Below are 21458 nucleotides of genomic sequence, written 5' to 3' on the forward strand. Positions count from 1 at the left end.
GTTCATTTTGTATCAAGCGTGGAGACAACTCGTTAGGTATAAAAAGTTCTGGTTTCCTGTAATCTTGTTTGCTCTTGGGTTATGGTTTGCTCCCATTGCAATTCAAAATCTCTACCAAGCTTGGGCTTCACTAACAAATACTGAGAAAATATCAACTATTCAAACAATTGCAACCATTGTTGGTGGTCTTGCAATTTTCTTGAACCTTAAACAGAGCCATGAGCAGCAAATTACTGACCGTTATTCTAAAGCGGTTGAGCAGTTGGGAAGCAGCCAACTGTCTGTTCGCATAGGAGGAATCTATGCACTAGAGAGAATTGCAAAAGATTCACCTAAAGATCACTGGACAATTATGGAGGTTCTCACTGCATTTGTTCGCAGACCTCCTCCCTTAAATGAATCAACAACAGAGGCTTTAGCAGGAAGAACAAGACCTATTGATGCAGACGTTCAAGCTGCGCTTACCGTTATTGGACGGCGTGACGCTAGTCGAGATCCACAAGACAAACCGTTAGATTTGAACCATGCCAATCTTTGGGGAGCCGTTCTACAGAATGCTAATTTACATGGAGCGAATCTAATAGGTGTTGATTTATCTGACGCAAACTTGTGTGGAAGCAACCTTGAGGGTGCTTTTTTAGCAGAAGCAAGGCTCGAAGGTGCTCGCTTTAACAGTCAATCTAATCTACGGGAAACCTATTTGAAGGAAGCCAAATTTGATTATAAGACTAACTTCACTGGAGCGGATCTAACTGGTGCGATTTTAGAAGAAGTAACCGGAACACGAGTTAATTTTGAGAAAGCAGTTTTGACTAGAGTTAACTTTGATAAGTCAAAGCTTGCCCATTCCAAATTCCGTGGAGCTAATCTTCAAGACGCGACGCTAAGAGCAGCAGAACTTAACGAATCTGACTTTAGCAAAACCATTCTTAAAAATACTAGCTTTCAAGAAACTAATCTTAGTGGAGCATGTCTCAGGGCTATAAATTGGGGAAGTGAGTGTACAGATTATGCGCTTAGCAAACTCACAAAATTGCAGCCCAATGTTGCACCGATTGCCAAGCGAAAATCCAATCGCATAGATAGAATCCTACTTCTTCAGAAGCTCTATAGCTCGTTTAGAGTACTGAAGACACGTTTGGGATTTTATACCATTGAAACGCTGTCCAGTAGGACTGGTAGCTTAAAGCAAGTGACAATTAATAAAGTAAGCTTCAAGAATACGGTCCTAAGTGAAGCAGATCTTGGTGATTCTAATTTTCGTGATGCAGATTTTACTGGAGCGATTCTCAACAAAACTCAACTACAAAACACGATACTTGATGGGGCTGATTTTAGTAGAGTTGACCTCACAAATGTTTTGCATTTCACCCCTAAACAAGCTCAATCAATTATTACTGATAGTCGAACTAAGTTTAACTCCCAATTATTGAAAGAATTAAACCCAAATACCAAAGCTGTAGAAGAGCCTGATGACGATTTCTAATGTAAGTTTACCTAACTCAATATTTTTGCCAGGGTACAAGAATAGGAATTTTCTATGACTTGCTTTTAGTTTATTCTGCTATCACTACTGTGTGAATTGCTGACGTAGTTCTCTCAACATTTGGCTTGTTCCAACTTCAAAGGCGCGTTGCACCAACTGAGGAATCATCTCTGCGATCGCCAAATCAGGCAATGTGAGGCTAATAAGGTGTTGCTGAATAGAGGGTGATTTTCCTGACGCAGATGTGAGCGAGACGCTCACACTCCCTTTAGGCAAAGCGTTTCAACCCGTGCGAGCATCTTGCTCGCGACTCATTCACCCCCAAGATCAGCAACGCCACTAATAGTTGATGCAGGGATGCGGCGATCGCCCCCCAGTTCCTCTAGCAGTGCTTCGTATTGCTTCCAGAGAATATCGTGCAATTCGCTGCATAGGTCTATTAATCGCAGAGGTAAGTAATGGTGAATCCACTGAATAGGCTTCTCTTCAGACTATGCTAGCCTCCACTTCTAAGCATTCTAATGCTCTCAAGTCCGCTTCATTCAAACCCTCTACTTTCACGTCTTATTCCTCTCCACTTCAGTCTGATTTAAGTCAACACAACAGCGACAGCGTTTCCAAAGCCCGATCGCCCTTTAGACGGGCTTCCTCTAGCCGAGATTTGGGCAACACTCGTGGCGGTGCGCTCAATTTAGGGTCATTGAAAAATCGCATTCTCACTGATGGAGTTGGTGGTGCAGGCGATCGCAGTGATTTTGCGAGATTTACTGTGACAGGTCGGCAAAACTTGCGTTTGTCGCTTCGAGGCATGACTGCCAATGCCGATGTGCAACTGTTTAATCAAGCGGGGGTGGCGATCGCAGGTTCCTATCAAAAGGGTGCAGCGGCAGACAGAATCAACTGTGATCTAGAAGCCGGAACTTATTATGTACGAGTGTTTTCGACGAGTGGCAGAACAAACTACAATCTCAGCCTCTCAACTCGTCGTCTGAGCAACGTCTCTACGATGGCTGATAACCCTGCCCCTACGGGAAATCGAGCAGACTGGACAGTGATGGTTTACATGTCATCCGACGATCTGGAAAGCTACACCATCGAGGATTTCCGCGAGATGGCAAGCATCGGTTCCACCAGCAACGTCAATATTGTGTTGCAATACGATCGCACGGCTGCCGACCACCCCAAATTCATAAAAGGACAAGCCACCGACGACACTCGTTATGGCAACTGGACAGATACTCGGCGTGGGTTGGTCAGCTATGGCAGTACCCCTGGCAGACATTGGGGCACCAGCATTGGCGAAGCAAACATGGGCGATGCGAATACGCTCCGCAACTTTCTCGACTGGAGTATGTCCAACTATCAAGCCGACAACTACGCTCTAATCGTTTGGGGACATGGTTCCGGGACTGAAGTGGCATTTGACGACATCACCAATGATGCGCTTAGTGCCAATGAGTTCAACAGCGTGCTGGGTGGCTTGTCTGACACGATCGACTTAGTTGGCATGGATGCCTGCCTGATGGGAACCGTGGAATTCGCTCACGCAATTAGAGACAATGCCTCTGTCTTTGTGGGTTCCCAAGAAAATATTCCGGGCACCAGTTGGGACTACGCTACAACCTTGCAAGATCTGGTAGCGAACCCTGCTATGACCGCCTCACAATTTGGCAGCAGCATTGTTAACCGTTATGCTCAAACCTACCCTCTCAACATTGAATATCCTGTAGATGAAAAAGATCTAGAGACCCTCTCGGCGATCGACTTAACTGCGATGCGTGATAGCAATCCTTTCAACCTCTCCAGTGCATTAAGCGATTTTGCTAATGCTGTCATGTATACCGCTACTGACTCTGACCTCCAGGCTTTGGGGTCAACCCGCAATACTTACTCCAATCAGTATGGCGAAGGTAGTTTTCCTGACTATGTGGATATTGGTCATCTCTTCTCAAACGTGGTGAACAATAGCTGGATTTCAACCGACATTCGAGCAGCGGCTCAAGATGTGCTGACGGCTTACACCAACACGATCATCAGCAACTTTACAGCGACCGCAGATCGGAGCACTGGGTTGTCGATCTATTTCTCAGCACGGGGTAAATATCCCAGTTCCAATCACTTAGAAGTAACTTCTAATTTTGTCAACGACACTCTCTGGGATAACTTCCTGGCATGGGAAGACTGGTAATGGTTGAACCCAGTCAAGTTTGCTAGCGCAGGAGACAGAGATAGGATTTGCAGCATCCTATCTCTTTTTTATGGCGATCGATATTGCCCCGGTGTGACCCCAATCATCCGCTTAAATTGGCGGGTGAGGTGGCTCTGATCCGCAAAACCTGTGACATGGGCGACTTCACGAATGGGTTGTCCCTGCACCAGTAATTTCTTTGCCTGCCGAAAGCGAACCTGGTTGAGATATTCGTGAGGTGGCAAACCGACCTGTTTGCGGAAGGTGCGGAGTAGATGAAACGGGCTAAGGTGAGCGATCGCCGCTAGCGTTTCGAGGCTCACATTTTCGGTGTAGTGGGTTTCCAAATATTCTCGTGCGATTTGAATGGCACGGGATTCATTGCCGATCGCTTTGAGGGTAGGGCGATCGCCCCCATGCCGCCAAACCAATTGGCTAAATGTCCATAAAAAACGGGAGTCCTGTTCCAACTGAGGAGCCTGTTCCTCTAGAGCCACATGCAGTCGCAGCATCAACCCAGTCAGATATTCATCCTGCACCACTGGATTGGGGAAGTAGGGAATGCTGGCATCATGATCCGCGAGTTGTGAAGCGGCCTGTTGCAGCAACCGCACGTCAGGATACAACATTCGATAGGTCCAACCTACATCCGTGGCGGCGTGCCCTGTGTGCACCTCACCGGGGTTAATCATGGCAATCGTACCCGCGATCGCCACATGGGTTTCTCCCCGATAGTCAAACTCTTCTGCCCCTTGCTGAATCACACCAATGGCAAAGGTGTCGTGGGTGTGGCGACCAAAGGAATGGGTGATGTAACGGGCACGCAGCAACTCAACATCGTGTTCCTGAGACAACTCATGATTTGAGGAACTGCGCCATCGCCAAAATTTGACCTGTTCTCGTTGTTTTTCCATCTTGCAGTTGGTGCCCCCATCGGTTTGAGAACCAAGTCTTGGAGAATGTGCCTCACCCTCGATGTCGATCCTTTCACAGGACGACAAAACTGCATTCATCCAATGGAGTGAAGATGGGCAACTATCTCTTTTTCCTTTACCTTCTGCCTGATCAACGTTTTGCCAGAGCCGGGGTACGTCCCATGAGTCCTGTCATCAGACGGAGAGCGATAAACCGCAACGGACGCACCGATCGCATCACACGCAAGCCCAATCGCCGCAGGATAACCAACGGCAACCACTGATTTGAGAAGCAGCGATCGAGAAAGTCGGTAAAGCCCAAAATGGTGAGGTTTTCCAGTTTGCGCCAACCTTCATAGCGTTTCAGGACTCGCAAACTACCCAGATCTTCCTGCCGTTGCAGAGCCGTTTTGAGCACATCTGCCAGGGCTGCCACATCACGAATCCCCATGTTTAGACCCTGCCCACCCACCGGATGGCAACAGTGCGCCGCATCACCCACCAGTGCCAATCGAGGACGTACATAGCGATCGCTCTGCATCAGTTGCACCGGGAACAGGAGGCGATCGCCCTCCAACACCAAACGCCCCAACTGCCCATCGTAGCGGCGATTTAACTCAGCCAAAAACTGCTCGTTATCCACTGCCATCCAGGCTTTGGCTTCGGCGTGGGGAGCCGTTAACACAATCTGAGCACGGTTGTCAGGCAATGGCAGAGTGGCAAAGGGACCACTCGTCCAGAAGTGCTCGCGGGCAATGTCTCCGTGTGGTTTTTCCGGGCGAATGACGGCTGTAATGCACGACTGCCAATATTGCCAACCATGGGTGTCAATCCCTGCTTGTTGACGCAGGGGCGATCGCGATCCATCGGCTGCAACTAGCAACCGGGCTGTGATGCGGCGTTCGGTTCCAGCAACACCAACAGTCAACTGCACAGATTCAGGGCGATAGTCTGCCTCAAGTACTTCAGCCGGGCACAACCAATCGACGTTCGTCGCTTGCTCCAGGCGATCGTACAGGGCTTTGAGAAGAACGTGATGTTCCGCGACATAGCCCAACGCCGGAGTCCCCAAATCCTGTGGGTGCAAATTCACCACCGCAGGATGAAACTCATCGGCAAGGCGAATCTGGCGAAACGTAGTAATGTGTGGCAGAATCGCATCCCACACACCCAATCCACTGAAGATACGGCTCGACATCAGGGTGATGTGATAGGCTCTTCGATGCTTGAGACTGACTTCCCGGGGCTTTGCCTCAATCAATGCAATCCGCAAACCCGTATGTTGCAACGCACACGCCAGTGTTAGCCCGACAATGCCACCCCCTGCGATCGCCACATCGTAATCTAATGCCATCATCCCACCATTAAAATTTAGAGAGAGCCTCTAGGTACTTCTACTTTTATTCTGACGCGATCGCTCAACAGGATCAAGCTTGACTATCCGGATTCATCCTGGGTTTGGGGGAGTGTCTTGAAAGGGGTTGCCATTGTTTGACTTGCCCCCTGAAAATTGGTTTGCCCTGAACGTTAGTTAGTCCTGAACGTTAGTTATTCCTAAACATTGGTTTGAACTTATATGAGTAATACCCCTGAAAACGTTGATCATGCTGCACTCGATCGAGCAGTTAGCGATTACGAACTGATTCTAGAAAATCGCGATCGCTTAGTGCGTGCTTACAACGATCTGGGGATTACATTTTTTCAGCAGGGACAATTCGATCAAGCCGTTCAAAATTTTGAATACATCCTCAATGTCACACCCCCATTGCCTCGACTTGAGATCGCGAAAGTTTATTTCAATCTGGCACTGGTTGTTGCAAAACAAGGAAACGCAGAGCAAAGTACTCGTTATTTACAACAAGCATTAGAACAGGATGAGACATTTGAACCTGCCAAACTAGAGCTTTCAAGACAACAATATGATGCTGAAGTTCGTGCTAAAAACTATCAATTTACACAGGATTGGTTTAGCCGAAATCTCCTCATTTGGCAGGAATATCTACATCCGTTTATTGGACAGCCCAATCTGGCTTTTTTGGAAGTGGGTTCCTGGGAGGGACGAGCCACCTGTTGGTTACTCGATCGCGTCTTAACCGATGCATCTGTCTCAATCACCTGTGTTGACACCTTCGCGGGAGGTGGGGAATATCAAGGAATGGATGACCATTACATCCAATCGATCGAAGCCCGATTTGATAGCAATATTGCCAAAACTGGGGCTGCTTCTAAAGTCAAAAAAGTGGTCGGAGAATCTCAAATCGTATTGCGATCGCTTCCTTTTGATACCTACGATTTCATCTATATTGATGGCTCCCATGAACCCAGCGATGTGTTAATAGATGCAGTGCTATGTTGGGGTTTATTAAAGGAGAATGGCATCCTCATTTTTGATGATTACGACTTCCCCCTCCGCAATCCCAATTACCGAACTGATATCGGCATCAATGCATTTCTCGATGTCTTTGACAGCAAAATCAAAATCTTGCTGCAATCTCATCAAGTGGTGATTCAAAAAATTAGAAATCATAGCTGATGCATAAACAAAGTTTTCGATCCCCCTAAATCCCCCTTTTTAAGGGGGACTTCAGTCTCTTGCCGGGTTCCCCCCGTTTTCAAGGGGGGTAAGGAAGGATCAAGCAATATCAACTGTTCTAGACCTTAATATTTACTTTATAAATTAGCTCTTAGACAATGACGCAAGGAATCGTGTTACGTTAATCCGGTTTACGGATTTTGAAGGAAATTGGTTTCTGCACCGAGGTCGGCAGATTAAATTTCGGCAATTCGGGGCTGCGCCGGGGGGGTTGAACCGGGGTTGGGTCAGGGATCACTTTCACCGTTGTCTGTTGCGGCTGCACTTTTTGAGTATGTTGCACCGCAGACTTGGGCCTAGAGGACTGCAACGAAGGGGCGTGGGGCGATCGCCACGGCAGGTTAATCCGCTTGCCACGATTGGACGCGACTGCCAATAACAGCCCCGCCGCTACAAACAGGGGTATGGGCAAATCAACCCCTTGAAAAAACAGAAACCACTCCGCGATCGCCAAAACCATAATGAAGAATCCACTTCCAATCAGCATCCACTCGCGATTGGTGCTTTAATAGTACAAATGTTACTGCTTGAATTCCCTTTTCCCAAGAGAAAAGTTAAGGAGATCTGAAATTGGTGAACCCTATTTCTTGGATCGCCTTATAACTGGCAGGATACTCGATATCAGCGAATTTGCACCGGGTATTTCTCAAGTGGCGATTTACCCATCTGCCAAAATCCATTAAGCTGCATGGAAATTCTCTCTGTCACCCTCAAAAACTTCAAATCTCACAGCGATCGCCACTTCCTCTTTCAACTGGGCACAAACGCCATTTGTGGAGAAAACGGAGCGGGCAAAACCAGCATTTTAGAGGCGATCGCCTGGACGCTGTTTAACTACAGGGGTGCCTACAAAAATGAGGACATGATTCGCAATGGGGCGAGTAGTGCTCAAGCCAGTGTGTCGTTTGTGTCGAGTCGAGATGGGCGCACCTACAGCGTTCAACGATGCACCACCAAGGGCTACACCATTTATGACCCACAGCTCGATCAGCGGCTAGACTACAAACACATTGACGAGGAGGTTATGCCCTGGTTGCGGCAACACCTGGGAGTCGCACCCGGAACTGATTTGGGAAAACTCTTTGCGAATACGATCGGTGTTCCCCAAGGAACGTTTACAGCTGCTTTTTTAGAAACAACTGAGAACCGCAAAAAAGTATTTGATGCTGTTCTTAAAGTTGAAGAATACAAGCAAGTTTACGCCAAATTGGGTTCGCTCAAGACCTACAGCGAAGCTCAAGTTGAGCAGTTAGAACAGGCGATCGCGAAGTACACCGAAGACCTCTCTAACTGGGAGGTAGTTCACCAAAGACACACAGAGTTGCAGGCAGAGATCACCCAGGATGAGACAAAACTGCAAACTTTACAGCTTGAATTAGCGAAGCTGCACGCCGAAAAAACAGCACTGGCAACACAAGTACAACAGATTCAACAATTAGAAGCGCAGTTAAAACAGGTCACCGCTCAAATTGAGGGTCAACAGCGGACAAGCCATATCTTAGAAGAGGCAGTTGAGCGGGCAAAACAAGCGGTTGCCATTTGTGAGACGCATCAAGCTGGATATCAAGCGTTTTTACAGGCTGAGGCGGCTTTGCAAGAGTGCGATCGCCAAACCAAGCAACGTCAAACGCTATTAAAACAGCGCGAAAAGCAACACAAGCTCTTATCAGACCGTCATACCGAATTAACTCGTCTCACCGTGCAGTTAGAGGGTTTGCAACGAGCAGAAGCCGAGATTGCCCAACTACAACCCCTCCTTCAACAGCAGGTCGAGTTGGAGCAGCAACAAGCTGCGATCGCTGATCATCTGCAACAACTACAAACCTGTCGATTAGAGCAGCAAACCATCGCCAAACAACTGACTAAAGCTCAAACGGACGGAACCCGCCTAGCCAAGGACATCGAGCGACTCCAGAGCTTAGCCGACACGGTCGATCAGATTGAGGAATGGGAACACAAACGCGATCGCCTGCAAGAGCAGTTGAGTCGCATCGAAGCGGCTAAGCAATTTGAAGCCGATCTGCGGCAGTTAGTTCAGATAGCGCAAGACAAGCGCGATCGCCACCATACTCAAGCAAAGGAAGCGTTAGCCATCTTGCAGCAGATGCAAGCCAGTGTGCCGTTATTAGCGACCCATTCTGTCGATTCGGCGTTAGCAGCCATTCAAGCTGGGGTTGACCTCAACAGCGAGTTATTACAGGCGTTGCAGGAAATTCTGGCAGATCTGTCGGAGCAAACCTCCGTCGCCAAGTTAAAGCAGCAGTCCTACGACCTCAAGCTCAAACTCGAAGCCGCTTATCGCCATCAAGCCGAATATGCCAGCTTAAACACTAAGCTAGAGCAGCAGACCCAACTCAACCAGGACATTGCTCAACTGCAAACCCGCATTCAGCAATTGGAAGGAATGCTCTCAACTGAGGCAGGTTGGCAAGAACGGCGATCGCACCTGAATCAACAACTGACCCAACTGGGCGATCCCCGCAGTCGTCAGCACCTCTTAACCCAACAGTTACAGCAACAAGCCCAGATTCAAGCGCAGTACGCCCAACTTCAACAAATTCAAGCCTCGATTCAGCAGGCGATCGCTGACTTAGACAGCAACCTTGAGCAATTTGCTGATTTAGACGACCGTATCGAGCAGCAAAAGCAACTACGGCAGGTCAATCAATCCAGCCATTTGACCTATGTGCAATATCAAAAGGATGCCGCTAGCCTGCCGCAACGGATCGCAGAATGGCAAACAGCGATCGCCCAGGTGCAACAGTTGCAAGCCCATCAGCAAACTCTCACCGCCGAATACGATCAGCTTCAGCAAAACTACGACCCGCAACATTGGCAACAGGTTGAAACGGCTTATGCCGAAACTCGCAGCCAGGTCGATCGCATCCAGGGTAGCCTGCCCCAACAACGCAAGTTATTAGCCGAGTTAGAGCAACAGTTGACCCACTTGAAGGCGATCGCTGAAGAGCGCGATCGCACCCAACTTGAACTCAAGCAAGCCGAGCGCAACAAACGCTTCATCAAATTTGCCCGCGATGCCTACAAAAAAGCGGGTCCTCGAATTACAGAACGCTATGTGCAAAACATCTCCCACGAAGCCGACAAGCTATTCCGGGAGCTGATGAACCGACCCAACGTTGCTCTGGAATGGACTCGCGACTACGAAATCATCGTGCAGGAAGGAGCACACACCCGACGATTCATCAACCTTTCTGGCGGTGAACAAATGTGTGCTGCACTGGCAGTGCGCCTCGCCCTGCTGCGTGTCCTGGCTGATATTGATATCGCCTTCTTTGACGAACCCACCACCAACATGGATCGTCCCCGTCGAGAATCATTGGCAGAGGCGATCGCCAACATCAGAACCTTCCGTCAACTATTCGTCATTAGCCACGATGACACCTTCGAGAAGGTGACAGAAAACGTCATTCTCGTACAGCGGGAATAAAAGAAGTTAATTATTGGTAGCAGTAATAAACCGTTATTAGGGAAATATTTAAAACTTTCCTATCTAACCGCCTTTTCAATAGAACTAAAATGAATTGCAAGCAAACACTAAACACTTGTAAACGTATAATTCTTTTAAAAAGACTGATTTGGAAGGATTCATAATGCTGACCCGACTGAAGGTTTCTGGCTTTAAAAATCTCGTCGATGTAGATGTGCGATTTGGAGCTTTTACCTGTATTGCTGGGGCAAATGGAGTTGGTAAGTCCAACCTTTTTGATGCTATTAGATTTCTAAGTGCATTAGCAGATTTGCCTTTGATTGAAGCTGCTTTGTCTGTTAGAGATGAAGAAGGAAAAACAGGGGACATACGGAGCCTATTTCATCGAGTAGGTAATACTTACGCTGATGAAATGTCTTTTGAAGCAGAGATGATTGTACCAGCAGAGGGAGAGGATGATTTAGGACAAAAGGCAAAAGCAAGTATTACTTTTTTACGTTACTCTATTCAGCTCGCTTATCGTGCTGATAACAGTCTTCGGTCACTGGGAGCCTTAGAAATTCTTAAAGAAGAATTAGTTCATATTAATCGCGGAGATGCAGCTAAACATTTATTGTTTCCAAACAAGTCTACTACTTGGCGAAAAACAGCAGTAATAGGAGAGCGAAGGGTACCTTACTTTATTTCCACAGAAGGTGAGGATTCTAATAAAATTATCAAGCTTCATCAGGATGGTGGCAGTAGTGGTAGACCTCTTGCCCGATCAGCAATCAACCTTCCTCGTACAGTTTTATCCGTCACTAATGCTGCTGAAAGTCCAACTGCTTTGATGGCTCGACGAGAAATGCAATCTTGGCGGTTGCTTCAATTAGAACCATCCTCTTTAAGACAACCTGATGAATTCACTGCCCCTACTAAACTGGAAACAGATGGTTCACATTTAGCTGCAACGCTCTATCACCTTGCACGACTGAAAAGAAATAAAAATAGGCAGTTGAATGATGATATAAACAACCAAGTTTATTACGAAATTGCAAACCGTTTAGCAACCTTGATTAACGATGTGGATAAAGTGTGGGTTGACCGTGATGATCGGCGTGAACTTCTCACTTTAATGGTGACAAGCCGGGACGGGACCTCCCATCCAGCTAAAGCACTTTCAGATGGAACGATGCGATTTCTAGCATTAGCAGTACTCGCGCTAGACCCAGAAGCTCAAGGTCTTCTGTGCCTTGAAGAACCAGAAAACGGGATTCATCCAGGAAGAATCCCAAAGATTCTTCAACTTCTTCAAGATATCGCAACCGACACAAATGAAGCAGTTGGGCTGGATAATCCTTTACGTCAGGTAATTATTAATACCCACTCACCAGCAGTTGTTATGCAAGTACCTGAAGATAGCCTTCTAATAGCTGAATTGAGGCAAACAATACGTTCAGGTCAACGCTTTAAACGGGTTTGTTTTGGCTACCTTCCTAATACTTGGCGACAACTCAAAGATCCAAATTCCAGTGACACAAACATCGTTTCAAAAGGCGAACTTCTTGAATATCTCAATCCGGTTCCTAATGAGGATTTGGAATTTGACAGTAATGGAGATGATACAGATTCCTCAAAAACAAAGCTGACGAAATCTAAAAAGCGTCGAGTTGTAGATAGGGAAGACCTTCAACTTCTACTGCCGGGCTTTTCTGGGGAACAGCGATGATAGAACTTCGTTATACTTTGCTATCTGACGGTAGCTCAGATCGAGCACTTATTCCTATTCTTGATTGGTTATTACATGTTCACCTTCATGATTGTGCTATCCAACCTCAGTGGGCAGATTTGCGTCGTTTCGATAAATCACTAAAAGATACTTTTGAAAAGAGGATCAAATTAAGCTTAGAGTTATATCCATGTGAGCTTTTATTCATTCACCGTGATGCTGAAAGGGAGTCTCATGAGACTCGTGTAGATGAAATTCTCACAGCCATTGCCCAAGTCACTCCCTCTATTTCAGTTCCAACAGTTTGTGTTGTGCCAGTTCGTATGACAGAAGCATGGCTGTTGTTTGATGTTTCTGCCTTGCGTAAGGCAGCATCTAATCCAAATGGCAACATTGCATTGCAACTTCCAGATGTTAAGAAGCTTGAGCATATACCTGATCCGAAAAACGTTCTTCACGAGCTACTTCGTCAAGCTAGTGAGCTATCCTCAAGAAGACTAAAAGGATTCCGAGTAAGCGACTGCATCCATCGAGTCTCAGAGTTAATTGATGACTTCAGTCCATTACGTGCTCTATCAGCATTTATAGCTTTGGAGACTGAATTGCAAAATACTATTAATCAGCAGGGATGGTATACCAATTAACGCACTAAAATTAAACAGAAATCAAAGATTTAGTTAGCTGTCGGATTGCGAGAATTCGGTGAGCGTTTTCTCTTGATGCTTCCATACAATTGAATCTCTCTAAATCTATATAACCTGAGTTCGGACAAGAATTTTAGCGGCTAAAACCACAGCTATGGAAGCAAAATTAATCTGCGTTAGTTGAACCTGCTCCTGATTTCTGATAATTTACGAAGGTGTACTTCGTTCTTATAGCTGCGAATTCATTTGCCAAGGCTCTTTAACCGAATTGACGCTAAATAAAGCTGAAAATCATGGGACATGAATCATCTCTTGCTCTATCAAGGTTCGGATTTGAGGTTTGAGTGATTTCCGACTAACTAAATCAACTTTGCTGCCTAGATGATCCTCAAGATAAAGCTTGACATCCATGTAGCGGTCGAAGGTGATTGGGGGTTCAAACTCAACCAAGATGTCAACGTCACTGGTAGAGGTTGCTTCGTCTCGCGCTACAGAACCAAACAATGCTAGCGATCGCACACCTAAACTTTTCAACTCAGTCTGATGTTGCTTAAGGGTTGAGAGAACTGTATCGCGCTGCATGAGGGAAGCCTCGCAGTTTAGGGGAGGATAGTCATTATCGTAATGCACTGTAACGGTAGCAGGACACTAAGCACCTCACCAACATTACAATGCAAGGCTAACTACTTCATCAGGCTCAAGGAACGTTCAAACCTGATCAAATGACGATTGACTGCTACTTTATCTACTGATCTGCCTGACAGGTTGCGAGAATACGGCGATCGTTGTCGCTCAACCCTTCAAGGCGATTAAAGCCTTCTAGCCCAACAGGGGCGATCGCTTCTCCAGTTGAGGCGACAGAACCGTTTGACTCCAGGGCGATCGAGTAGGGATTTACGGTTTGTTCGTAGCTATCAACTACATTGAGGGCAAGGCGATCGCTTTGAAACTCGCCTCGGAAACAATCAAATGAGGAGTATGGCATATAGAATGCCCCAACCACTTGATTTTGGTTAACTTCAAACACCATGTAAGCAGAGCCAATTTGCTCCGGCTCAGTCGCTTGACCGTAGAGGTACACTCCATCCGCCAAGGTTTGAGCAGAAGCTTGAGCCACCTGGGTTGCAACATGATTTGCAGTTGTCGGTGCTTCGATGGCGTAAGTAGCAGAGTGTGGAGCGGCTACACCCATCAGACCGATCGCAACGAACAAACCAGCCAACGGTTTTTCTAATGACCGAAATAGGGAATACCGCGATGGGAAGATACGAGTTAAAGAATGTAGCGTCATGAACCTTACCTCACACACAATAAGCAATTAAAAATAAGTTGAATATTTATACTGATCTCACTCTACAGAGGACTGTTCATCCCTGTTCAACTGAGGATAAGACTTTACATATTCTTGAAACATCTCGTCATAAGTGATTAAGCTTATGCAAACCGTTCTCGAACGAAGCGAAAGTCTTGTGTGTAGAACTACAACTAAGGATTGTTAAATTCCAGAATCAAAAATATAGATTTCATGGATATACCTAACAATAGAGTGTGAAGGACGGTAGCACATCATTCCTCGGACTCATCCAATCGGGTGATCTAAATAACACTCAGAGAAAATGGATTTGGAACGAAGTTGCACTAACGTTGAAACCAGGTAATTCATGCAGTAGGGCGTTTTGCAGAACGCCCCACAAAACATGAGCTAACGACCACGGAGATAAAAGACTCCCCGATAGCGCAGGGTTGAAACTTGATTGGGAACGATGTCTGATGAGCCAATTTGAGCAGGTAAACCACGATATTTGCCCACGACTTCGCCTTCGCTAATTTGTGGAGCATGAGCTTCAGATTGATAGGGGATACCTCGGTAAGACAGTTGCATAAGTGATCTCCTTGCAGAAGTAAATTTCCTTGTTAATAGAAACTTCACCTCTTATTTCTTTACTTACGCAGCCAATTTTGTGATTGTCACACTCGATAAAAGTGATAAGTATTCTCACGATGCAGTGATTTCACTCACATATATATAGCCCTAGTCACCTCCGTTCAGACAAGGCACTCAACAGGACAGACGCGATGAATCGCGTCTCTCTCGGCAGGGCTCAAATTCAATATCCTAACGGTTTTGGCGATCGCTATAGCTTTGGTCAGAAAGCTTAAGGCACAGGCAATGGCTCAAACCCTGATACTGAGCAAGCTTCCTGACTCGTCTCCGCCCCATCGAATGTGGCTACGGCTACGCATGGTTTTTCAAATCTCTCTGTCTTTTGCCTGCCCCTCTACACTGGTAAGACTTTACCTCTGAGCCCAACCGGAGGTTTGATCTCATAGCGTGAAAGCAACGTGGGCAAAATGTCGTAGAGCTGTGCTCCTTCAAGCTGTTGTCCGTTTTTAGGATTTTTGGGATCGTGGAAGATCATTAGCCCAAAAGGGGCATGGTTTGCATCATCGGGTCCGGTGTCATTATCCAATGTGTGCAGCGCACCACTACCGACCGTGCCAACCGATCGCCACGCCAGTTCTTCAAAATAGGCAATCAGGTCTGGAGCAACACCCCGCACTTTCTGGTAAATCTGCTGCGGCTTAAATACGCGATTATTTAACGGTTGCCCATTTGGATCAGGGATCGTGGCAATTTTTTCTGCAAGCTGCGATCGCTCCTTCTCATACTCCGCGATGGGGATCACGCCCTGCGGTTCTCGTCCCTTCACATTCAAGAAGATGCGTCCGTAATAGCCTCCTGCCCCCCAGGCTTTGGTGCGGCTCCAATCGACCTCAATCTCATCCAGCGATTTAGGTTCACTGGGAGTTTCTTTAAGGGTGAGGTAGCCCTCCTTGATTAACCATTCATTGATGCAAATGCCACCCATCAAGGGTCGTGCGCCGTGATCTGAGACGACTAGCACAGCCGTTTCGTCACTGCATTGTGCGAGTAACTCTCCCACCCGGCGATCGACATGACAGTAGTAGTCGTGGATGGCATTGGCGTAAGGTGAACCCGGTTCATATTGTGGATGACGCGGGTCCATGGGTTTCCAGAAGGAGTGATGAATGCGATCGACTCCCATATCGACTAACATCAAAAAGTCGGGTGAGTCTTGTGCTAGTAGCTTCTCAGCTAGCGTAAAGCGTTGATCGCACAGGCTGTAGATATTTTTGAGGATGCGGTCTTTTTCATCAGATCGGAAGTGGGGCACATCCAGCAGGAAGTCGGGCATCCAGGCGGTAATCTGCTCGGCTAACTCCGGTGGATGAGTGTAGGGAGCCTCGGTGTTGGGCGTTAAGAAGCAGGACACCAGGGAACCATTCACTGCATAAGGTGGGGACGTACCAGGAACGCTGAGAACGGCGACCTTCCAGCCCGCTTCGCCCAAAATATCCCACAAGCGTGGAAACTTAACCGCTCGACCATCGGCGATCGCCATTTTGCCATAGGTGCGATCGGCGCGATTACGAAAGCCATAAATCCCCAACTCGCCAGGGTCACGCCCACTCATCATGCAACTCCAGGCAGGCACGGTGATCGCTGGGATACTGCTCTCCAGCTTGCCATAGGTGCCCAGGGTCATGAGGCGAGATAGGTTGGGGAGATCGTTGCGCCACTGGTCAAAGACAAGGGAGGGTTCCATGCAGTCTAGACCAATGATGATGAGGCGAGGAGTGGGAGACATAAAGAAGAGAGGGAGTGGGGAATGGGGAGTGGGGAGTAGGGGGGTAGAGGAGTGGGGGAGTAGAGTATCTCCATCACTCTATAACTCCCTTGCGAAGCGTGGCGTAAGCCTTCACTCATTGCCCCCTCTACTCCTCTACCTGTCGTGGCGAATTGTCTCGGTGACGAATATAAAGAACAACCCCAGCCGCAAGGATGGCGATCGCACTGAGGATGTGAACGACGTTGAAGGGAGTTCCGGGGAAGAACCAGGAGTCAGTGCGGAGAAATTCAATGAAGAAGCGTCCTAGCGGATACCAGATGAGATACAGCAGAGTGAGGTCGCCATCTTTAAGTTGATGCTTAAAGCGGCGGGAAATCCAGAACAGTAGCCCAAAGCCGATAAAGTTCCAGAGGGACTCATAGAGAAATAGGGGCTGAAAATAGGTGGTGTCGAGGGGATAAACCTCTGTGTTGGGATCAACGGGAAGCCTGGGATCACAGCCATTGTTGTAGGGAGGAAGGCGGCGATCGCAATCAATTCTCAGCCCCCATGGTAACGTGGTTGGGGGTCCATACAACTCCTGGTTAATAAAGTTACCCCACCGTCCAATGGCTTGGGCTAACGGCAGACCCAGAGCGATCGCATCCAGAAACACGAGCCCCGGCAATCGCTTGATACGGGTGTAGAGGAAAAGGGCGATCGCGCCAAAGATAAATCCCCCAAAGATATGAATGCCACCCTCCCAAATTTTGAAAATACTCGCTGGATTCCCCAGGTAATGCATTAAGCCACCCTCTCCACGGGGCGACTGAATGAAGACGTAATAGAGCCGCGCCCCAATAAAACCGGGGATCAGCACCCAGATCAACATATCCCAGAAGTCATCACTCTTTTGTCCTCGGCGTTCTACCTCAGAGCTAGCGATTTGGGAGCCGACAAGCACAGCCGTCGCCATCAACAGCCCATACCAGTGCAGTTCAAAAGTTCTAAAGCCCAGATCAATTTTGATAGTGGGATCAACAGGGGGGTACATAGAGAAGGATGAAAAATGAAGGATGAAAAGGATCAGGGATAAAAGATCAAAATAGGCTCAAGGCTAGTTTTTATCCTTACAGCCTTTATCTTTCATCCTTGCTGCACGACTAATCTTCTAAATAGCCTAAGTCTCTGAGGCGACGTTGCACTTCAGGGTCATCAAATCCCGGTGCTCGCTCGTCTGACAGCACTGTTGTCGATTGTCCGGCAAACAGTTGCAAACATTCTTGCAAGACCTCAACATTCTCCGGCAGAATGTCAGTCAAATTCATACTCTCGTAAGGATCGTTGAGGAAATCGTAGAGCTCTAACCGAGCTAACGCCTCCGACGATTGCCCCGTTTCAATTAGCTTGTGACTGCCTAACCAAATTGCCCGTCGCGGTTGGTCGCAGGCATGAGACAACACCAATTCCGGTTGCCGTTTGTAGAGCAAATTCACCACATTTTGGGGAGGAATTGCCTCTGAGAAGACATGCCCTTCCAAATCGTTGGCTGGAAGACGTGCCAGAGAAGACATCTCCTCGATCGCATCTGCTAATCCGGCAGTAGACAACATCGTATGGAACAGACAACGGGTGGACACAACATCGCTGCGAATGCTGCCTTGCGGTAAGTTTTCACCCGGATCACGAATGATCAGAGGAACCTGAACTAACTCGTTATAGAGCGAGATCGAGTGACCAATGAACTGTTTTTCACCTAAATGCTCCCCGTGGTCAGAGCAAATAACAATCATCGTATTATCCAATGCACCGCTCTCTTGCAAACGCCGCAAAAACAGCCCAATTTGATCATCCTGATAGGCAACTTCTGCATCGTACATGCCGTCTAACGTGGCTTTTTGTCGCTCATCTAACGCACCTGCTAGAGGGGCTAACCAGCCGTAGATATCGCCGTTAAAGCGTCGCAAGTAGTGTTGCGATTCTTTGTCACGCAGAACATGGGGAGCAAACCGCTCAATATAAGGACGCGGTGGATGGTAGGGCATGTGAGTGCCCATTAAGTTGATGAAGGTAAAAATGGGGCGATCGCTCTCCAGTCCACGTCGGTCAATCAATAACCGTGCCGCGTCATCTAGCGACTTAGCGGTATTGCCCTTAAAACTGAGTGCCGTTTGCCAGATGGGCACCATCAGCGGTGTAAAGGAGAATGCCAGCAACAATTCTGAACGGGCAAAGGAATCTTGCACCTTGTCTAGCGCACCCGCCAGCACTCGCTTAAACACCTGGCGATAGCGACCCAGCAACCCAGACGAGATGCCTGCCTGGTTAGGACGCGAGGTGAGTAAGCCACTGTAGTTGAGGAAACTGTAGAAGCCGCGCCGCAAGCCGTTGTTAATCACACCTACTAACGGGTTATTGCAAAACCCAGCGGTGAAATAGCCGCCCGCACTCAAGCGTTCAGCCAAAGTGTTAATGTGAGCAGGGAGGACGGAGTAGGACTGCAACACCTGGTGGGCAGAGGGATAAAGCCCGGTAAACATGGAAGCATGGGAGGGCACCGTCCACTGGGCAGCGGAAATGGCATTGCGGAACAACGTCGCATCTGCTGCAAAGGCATCCAGGTTTGGAGACGTGGGTTTGGAATAGCCGTAACAGGAGAGGCGATCGCTCCTCTGCGTGTCAAGCACCAAAAACACAATATCTGGACGCCGAATGGACATGAGATACTTCCTCGCTTGCGAACTGTGTCTTGCTAAGCCTTCACGTTAGTGTGGGTATGAGGACGACCAACGTTACTCATTAGGGTAACAAGTTTAGTGTTCCTACTGTATGGCTCTCCAGAGATGTCTGTAAACTTCAGCAATACCAACTCGATTTGGGCGTCCGTTCTAGTTGAAACGCTGCATCGATTGGGACTCCACACCGCTATTATTTGCCCCGGTTCTCGCTCTGCTCCGTTAGCCGTTGCCTTTGCCCAACACCCCCAGATTGAGGCAATTCCAGTGCTGGATGAACGGTCAGCCGCTTTCTTTGCATTGGGTTTAGCCCGTCGCACAGGGATTCCTACCGTTTTGGTGTGTACCTCTGGCACAGCAGGAGCCAACTTTTATCCCGCTGTGATCGAAGCCAACGAGAGCCGAGTGCCACTGCTCATCCTTACCGCCGATCGCCCCCCAGAACTGCGAGCCTGCAACTCAGGGCAGACCATCGACCAGCAAAAACTATACGGCACATTCCCCAACTGGTACAGCGAACTGTCTATCCCCTCGCTCGAACTGAGTCAACTGGCTTACCTGCGGCAAACCCTGATTCACGCCTGGGGGCGATCGCTCCATCCCATTCCCGGAGTCGTCCACCTCAACCTGCCCTTTCGTGATCCCCTTGCCCCCACCCCCCAACCCGAAGCCCAGGCATTTGCCGACCAGTTTCCTGCCCACTTCTTCGACTTCATCCAACCCCCTTCGGTGCAGGCACAATTCAATCAATTCCTACCAGCACAGACGCGATCAAATCAATTCCCACCCAGCCCTTCAGTACAGACGCGATTAATCGCTCTCCCTCATTCCCTCATTCCCTCACTCCCCATTCCCCCCGACTGGCTCCACACCCAACGGGGCATCATCATTGCCGGAGTTGCTCAACCGCGATCGCCCAAACTCTACTGCGAGGCGATCGCCCATCTCGCTAAAACCCTGGGTTTTCCTGTTCTGGCAGAGGGCTTGTCACCCGTCCGCAACTACGCCGATTTGAACCCTTACCTGATCTCGACCTATGACCTGATCCTGCGAAACGAGGCATGGGCAAAACAGCTTACCCCAGAGATTGTCATCCGGATTGGGGAAATGCCGACCAGCAAACGGTTACGCGAATGGCTGGTCGCAACCCAACCGAGACAATGGGTTGTGGATCTGGGCGACCGTAATCTAGACCCACTGCATCTGCAAACCATTCACTTACCTGTGGCGATCGAGTCACTTGTTGCGGCTACATTAAACCCCGCAAACAGGTCTAATCTGGCTCAAGCCCCAAAAACAGCCTCCTATCTACAAGCCTGGTGTCGGGCAGAGGTCTACGTTCGCGATCGCATCGACCAAACCTTGAGTCAAACCGAGGAACTGACTGAAAGCAAAGTTGCCTGGTTGCTGTCTCGGTGCTTACCCGATGAGACTCCCCTATTTATCTCAAATAGTATGCCAGTGAGAGATGTGGAGTGGTTTTGGTGTCCCCGTTCCTCTGCCATTCAACCCTGGTTTAATCGAGGAGCAAATGGCATCGATGGAACGTTATCCACCGCACTTGGTGTTGCCCATCGCAATCAGAGCAGTGTGCTGTTAACAGGAGATCTGGCATTACTACACGACACTAATGGATTTTTGTTAACGAAATCTCTAGTGGGTCATCTTACTATTTTGTTAGTGAATAACAACGGTGGTGGCATTTTTGGGATGTTACCGATCGCCCAATTTAATCCTCCTTTTGAAGAATTTTTTGTCACTCCACAACACATTAATATCGCTCAATTATGTGCAGCCTATGAAGTGGAATATCAACAAATTAAAGATTGGGATCAATTATCTGCTTATTTGAATCCACTTCCGGATAAAGGAGTTCGAGTTCTGGAAATTGGTACGCATCGAACAAAAGATGCTCAATGGCGACAGCATTTCTTTGCTCAATTTGCCAGAGAAATGCCTTTGTTAAACAGCGATATATTGAGCTAAACATTGTTTTTGGATCGATGTTTTTAAGCCAATACCAATTCGTTGTAAGGCTTCAAGAATCAGGGGTTCAAACCCTCTATTACACAAAAGTTGATTCTACGCAAGCTCAAATTTAAGTTGGTAT

17 protein-coding genes are annotated in these 21458 nt (G+C 47.9%); 7 read left to right on the forward strand and 10 right to left on the reverse strand.

Features of this window, described 5'->3' with window-relative positions; translation table 11 throughout:
• Positions 1 to 7 precede the first annotated feature (7 nt).
• Positions 8 to 1486 carry a pentapeptide repeat-containing protein gene (locus H6G89_RS25570; RefSeq protein WP_190511848.1) on the forward strand — a complete coding sequence of 493 codons (1479 nt, stop codon included), beginning with the start codon at positions 8 to 10 and terminating at the stop codon, positions 1484 to 1486.
• Between the two features lie 84 nt (positions 1487 to 1570).
• Here the strand turns inward: H6G89_RS25570 and H6G89_RS25575 are convergent, their stop codons facing one another.
• The gene (locus H6G89_RS25575) at positions 1571 to 1747 is read right to left on the reverse strand and encodes a hypothetical protein (protein WP_190511850.1); all 177 of its coding nucleotides are present in this window, start codon (positions 1745 to 1747) and stop codon (positions 1571 to 1573) included.
• Positions 1748 to 1979: 232 nt separating this feature from the next.
• Here H6G89_RS25575 and H6G89_RS25580 point away from each other — a divergent pair, with 232 nt between their 5' ends.
• Positions 1980 to 3674 carry a clostripain-related cysteine peptidase gene (locus tag H6G89_RS25580; protein WP_190511852.1) on the forward strand — a complete coding sequence of 565 codons (1695 nt, stop codon included), beginning with the start codon at positions 1980 to 1982 and terminating at the stop codon, positions 3672 to 3674.
• A gap of 68 nt (positions 3675 to 3742) precedes the next feature.
• Here the strand turns inward: H6G89_RS25580 and H6G89_RS25585 are convergent, their stop codons facing one another.
• On the reverse strand, positions 3743 to 4687 hold the full coding sequence (locus H6G89_RS25585; protein ID WP_199336923.1) for an AraC family transcriptional regulator: 945 nt from the start codon (positions 4685 to 4687) through the stop codon (positions 3743 to 3745).
• A 52-nt stretch (positions 4688 to 4739) separates the two neighbouring features.
• Positions 4740 to 5945: an FAD-dependent hydroxylase gene (locus H6G89_RS25590; RefSeq protein WP_190511854.1), complete on the reverse strand. Its 1206-nt coding sequence runs from the start codon at positions 5943 to 5945 to the stop codon at positions 4740 to 4742.
• Between the two features lie 219 nt (positions 5946 to 6164).
• On the opposite strand from H6G89_RS25590, the gene H6G89_RS25595 reads away from it, so the two are divergent.
• Positions 6165 to 7121 (forward strand): class I SAM-dependent methyltransferase, encoded by a 957-nt coding sequence (locus tag H6G89_RS25595; protein WP_190511856.1) that lies wholly within the window; start codon positions 6165 to 6167, stop codon positions 7119 to 7121.
• 181 nt (positions 7122 to 7302) lie between these two features.
• Here H6G89_RS25595 and H6G89_RS25600 read toward each other — a convergent pair whose 3' ends face one another.
• Entirely contained in the window at positions 7303 to 7668 is a 366-nt protein-coding gene (locus H6G89_RS25600) for a hypothetical protein (protein ID WP_190511858.1), read from the reverse strand.
• A 201-nt stretch (positions 7669 to 7869) separates the two neighbouring features.
• On the opposite strand from H6G89_RS25600, the gene H6G89_RS25605 reads away from it, so the two are divergent.
• The 3 genes from H6G89_RS25605 (at position 7870) to H6G89_RS25615 (ending at position 12981) form a co-directional block, all read left to right on the forward strand.
• Complete coding sequence (locus tag H6G89_RS25605) at positions 7870 to 10629, forward strand: AAA family ATPase (RefSeq protein ID WP_190511860.1); 2760 nt, start codon at positions 7870 to 7872, stop codon at positions 10627 to 10629.
• Positions 10630 to 10792: 163 nt separating this feature from the next.
• Positions 10793 to 12337, forward strand: a complete 1545-nt coding sequence (locus H6G89_RS25610; RefSeq protein ID WP_190511862.1) for an AAA family ATPase — start codon at positions 10793 to 10795, stop codon at positions 12335 to 12337.
• Positions 12334 to 12981, forward strand: a complete 648-nt coding sequence (locus tag H6G89_RS25615) for a hypothetical protein (RefSeq protein ID WP_190511864.1) — start codon at positions 12334 to 12336, stop codon at positions 12979 to 12981. Before H6G89_RS25610 ends, H6G89_RS25615 begins: the two co-directional genes overlap by 4 nt.
• Before the next feature lie 291 nt (positions 12982 to 13272).
• Here H6G89_RS25615 and H6G89_RS25620 read toward each other — a convergent pair whose 3' ends face one another.
• The 6 genes from H6G89_RS25620 to H6G89_RS25645 form a co-directional block, all read right to left on the reverse strand.
• On the reverse strand, positions 13273 to 13563 hold the full coding sequence (locus H6G89_RS25620; protein WP_190511866.1) for a nucleotidyltransferase family protein: 291 nt from the start codon (positions 13561 to 13563) through the stop codon (positions 13273 to 13275).
• A gap of 163 nt (positions 13564 to 13726) precedes the next feature.
• Positions 13727 to 14272 (reverse strand): hypothetical protein, encoded by a 546-nt coding sequence (locus H6G89_RS25625; RefSeq protein ID WP_190511867.1) that lies wholly within the window; start codon positions 14270 to 14272, stop codon positions 13727 to 13729.
• Between the two features lie 411 nt (positions 14273 to 14683).
• Entirely contained in the window at positions 14684 to 14863 is a 180-nt protein-coding gene (locus H6G89_RS25630; RefSeq protein WP_190511870.1) for a DUF4278 domain-containing protein, read from the reverse strand.
• 397 nt (positions 14864 to 15260) lie between these two features.
• Entirely contained in the window at positions 15261 to 16652 is a 1392-nt protein-coding gene (locus H6G89_RS25635) for an alkaline phosphatase family protein (protein WP_190511880.1), read from the reverse strand.
• 127 nt (positions 16653 to 16779) lie between these two features.
• Complete coding sequence (gene lgt / locus H6G89_RS25640) at positions 16780 to 17667, reverse strand: prolipoprotein diacylglyceryl transferase (protein WP_190511881.1); 888 nt, start codon at positions 17665 to 17667, stop codon at positions 16780 to 16782.
• A 109-nt stretch (positions 17668 to 17776) separates the two neighbouring features.
• A complete protein-coding gene (locus H6G89_RS25645) occupies positions 17777 to 19333 on the reverse strand; it encodes a sulfatase (RefSeq protein WP_190511889.1) in 1557 nt (518 codons plus the stop codon).
• A 123-nt stretch (positions 19334 to 19456) separates the two neighbouring features.
• Between H6G89_RS25645 and menD the strand changes: the two genes are divergently transcribed.
• On the forward strand, positions 19457 to 21334 hold the full coding sequence (gene menD, locus H6G89_RS25650) for a 2-succinyl-5-enolpyruvyl-6-hydroxy-3-cyclohexene-1-carboxylic-acid synthase (RefSeq protein WP_190511891.1): 1878 nt from the start codon (positions 19457 to 19459) through the stop codon (positions 21332 to 21334).
• Positions 21335 to 21458 lie beyond the last annotated feature (124 nt).

The sequence above is a fragment of the Oscillatoria sp. FACHB-1407 genome (genome assembly GCF_014697545.1).
In the GTDB taxonomy this organism is placed as follows: Bacteria; Cyanobacteriota; Cyanobacteriia; order Elainellales; family Elainellaceae; genus FACHB-1407.

Coding starts and splice junctions, on each gene's coding strand:
- H6G89_RS25600 (WP_190511858.1), bottom strand. CDS start 7,668: ATGCTGATTGGAAGTGGATTCTTCATTATGGTTTTGGCGATCGCGGAG.
- H6G89_RS25615 (WP_190511864.1), top strand. CDS start 12,334: ATGATAGAACTTCGTTATACTTTGCTATCTGACGGTAGCTCAGATCGA.
- H6G89_RS25645 (WP_190511889.1), bottom strand. CDS start 19,333: ATGTCCATTCGGCGTCCAGATATTGTGTTTTTGGTGCTTGACACGCAG.
- H6G89_RS25605 (WP_190511860.1), top strand. CDS start 7,870: ATGGAAATTCTCTCTGTCACCCTCAAAAACTTCAAATCTCACAGCGAT.
- H6G89_RS25635 (WP_190511880.1), bottom strand. CDS start 16,652: ATGTCTCCCACTCCTCGCCTCATCATCATTGGTCTAGACTGCATGGAA.
- lgt (WP_190511881.1), bottom strand. CDS start 17,667: ATGTACCCCCCTGTTGATCCCACTATCAAAATTGATCTGGGCTTTAGA.
- H6G89_RS25625 (WP_190511867.1), bottom strand. CDS start 14,272: ATGACGCTACATTCTTTAACTCGTATCTTCCCATCGCGGTATTCCCTA.
- H6G89_RS25595 (WP_190511856.1), top strand. CDS start 6,165: ATGAGTAATACCCCTGAAAACGTTGATCATGCTGCACTCGATCGAGCA.
- menD (WP_190511891.1), top strand. CDS start 19,457: ATGTCTGTAAACTTCAGCAATACCAACTCGATTTGGGCGTCCGTTCTA.
- H6G89_RS25585 (WP_199336923.1), bottom strand. CDS start 4,687: ATGAATGCAGTTTTGTCGTCCTGTGAAAGGATCGACATCGAGGGTGAG.
- H6G89_RS25620 (WP_190511866.1), bottom strand. CDS start 13,563: ATGCAGCGCGATACAGTTCTCTCAACCCTTAAGCAACATCAGACTGAG.
- H6G89_RS25610 (WP_190511862.1), top strand. CDS start 10,793: ATGCTGACCCGACTGAAGGTTTCTGGCTTTAAAAATCTCGTCGATGTA.
- H6G89_RS25630 (WP_190511870.1), bottom strand. CDS start 14,863: ATGCAACTGTCTTACCGAGGTATCCCCTATCAATCTGAAGCTCATGCT.
- H6G89_RS25590 (WP_190511854.1), bottom strand. CDS start 5,945: ATGATGGCATTAGATTACGATGTGGCGATCGCAGGGGGTGGCATTGTC.
- H6G89_RS25580 (WP_190511852.1), top strand. CDS start 1,980: ATGCTAGCCTCCACTTCTAAGCATTCTAATGCTCTCAAGTCCGCTTCA.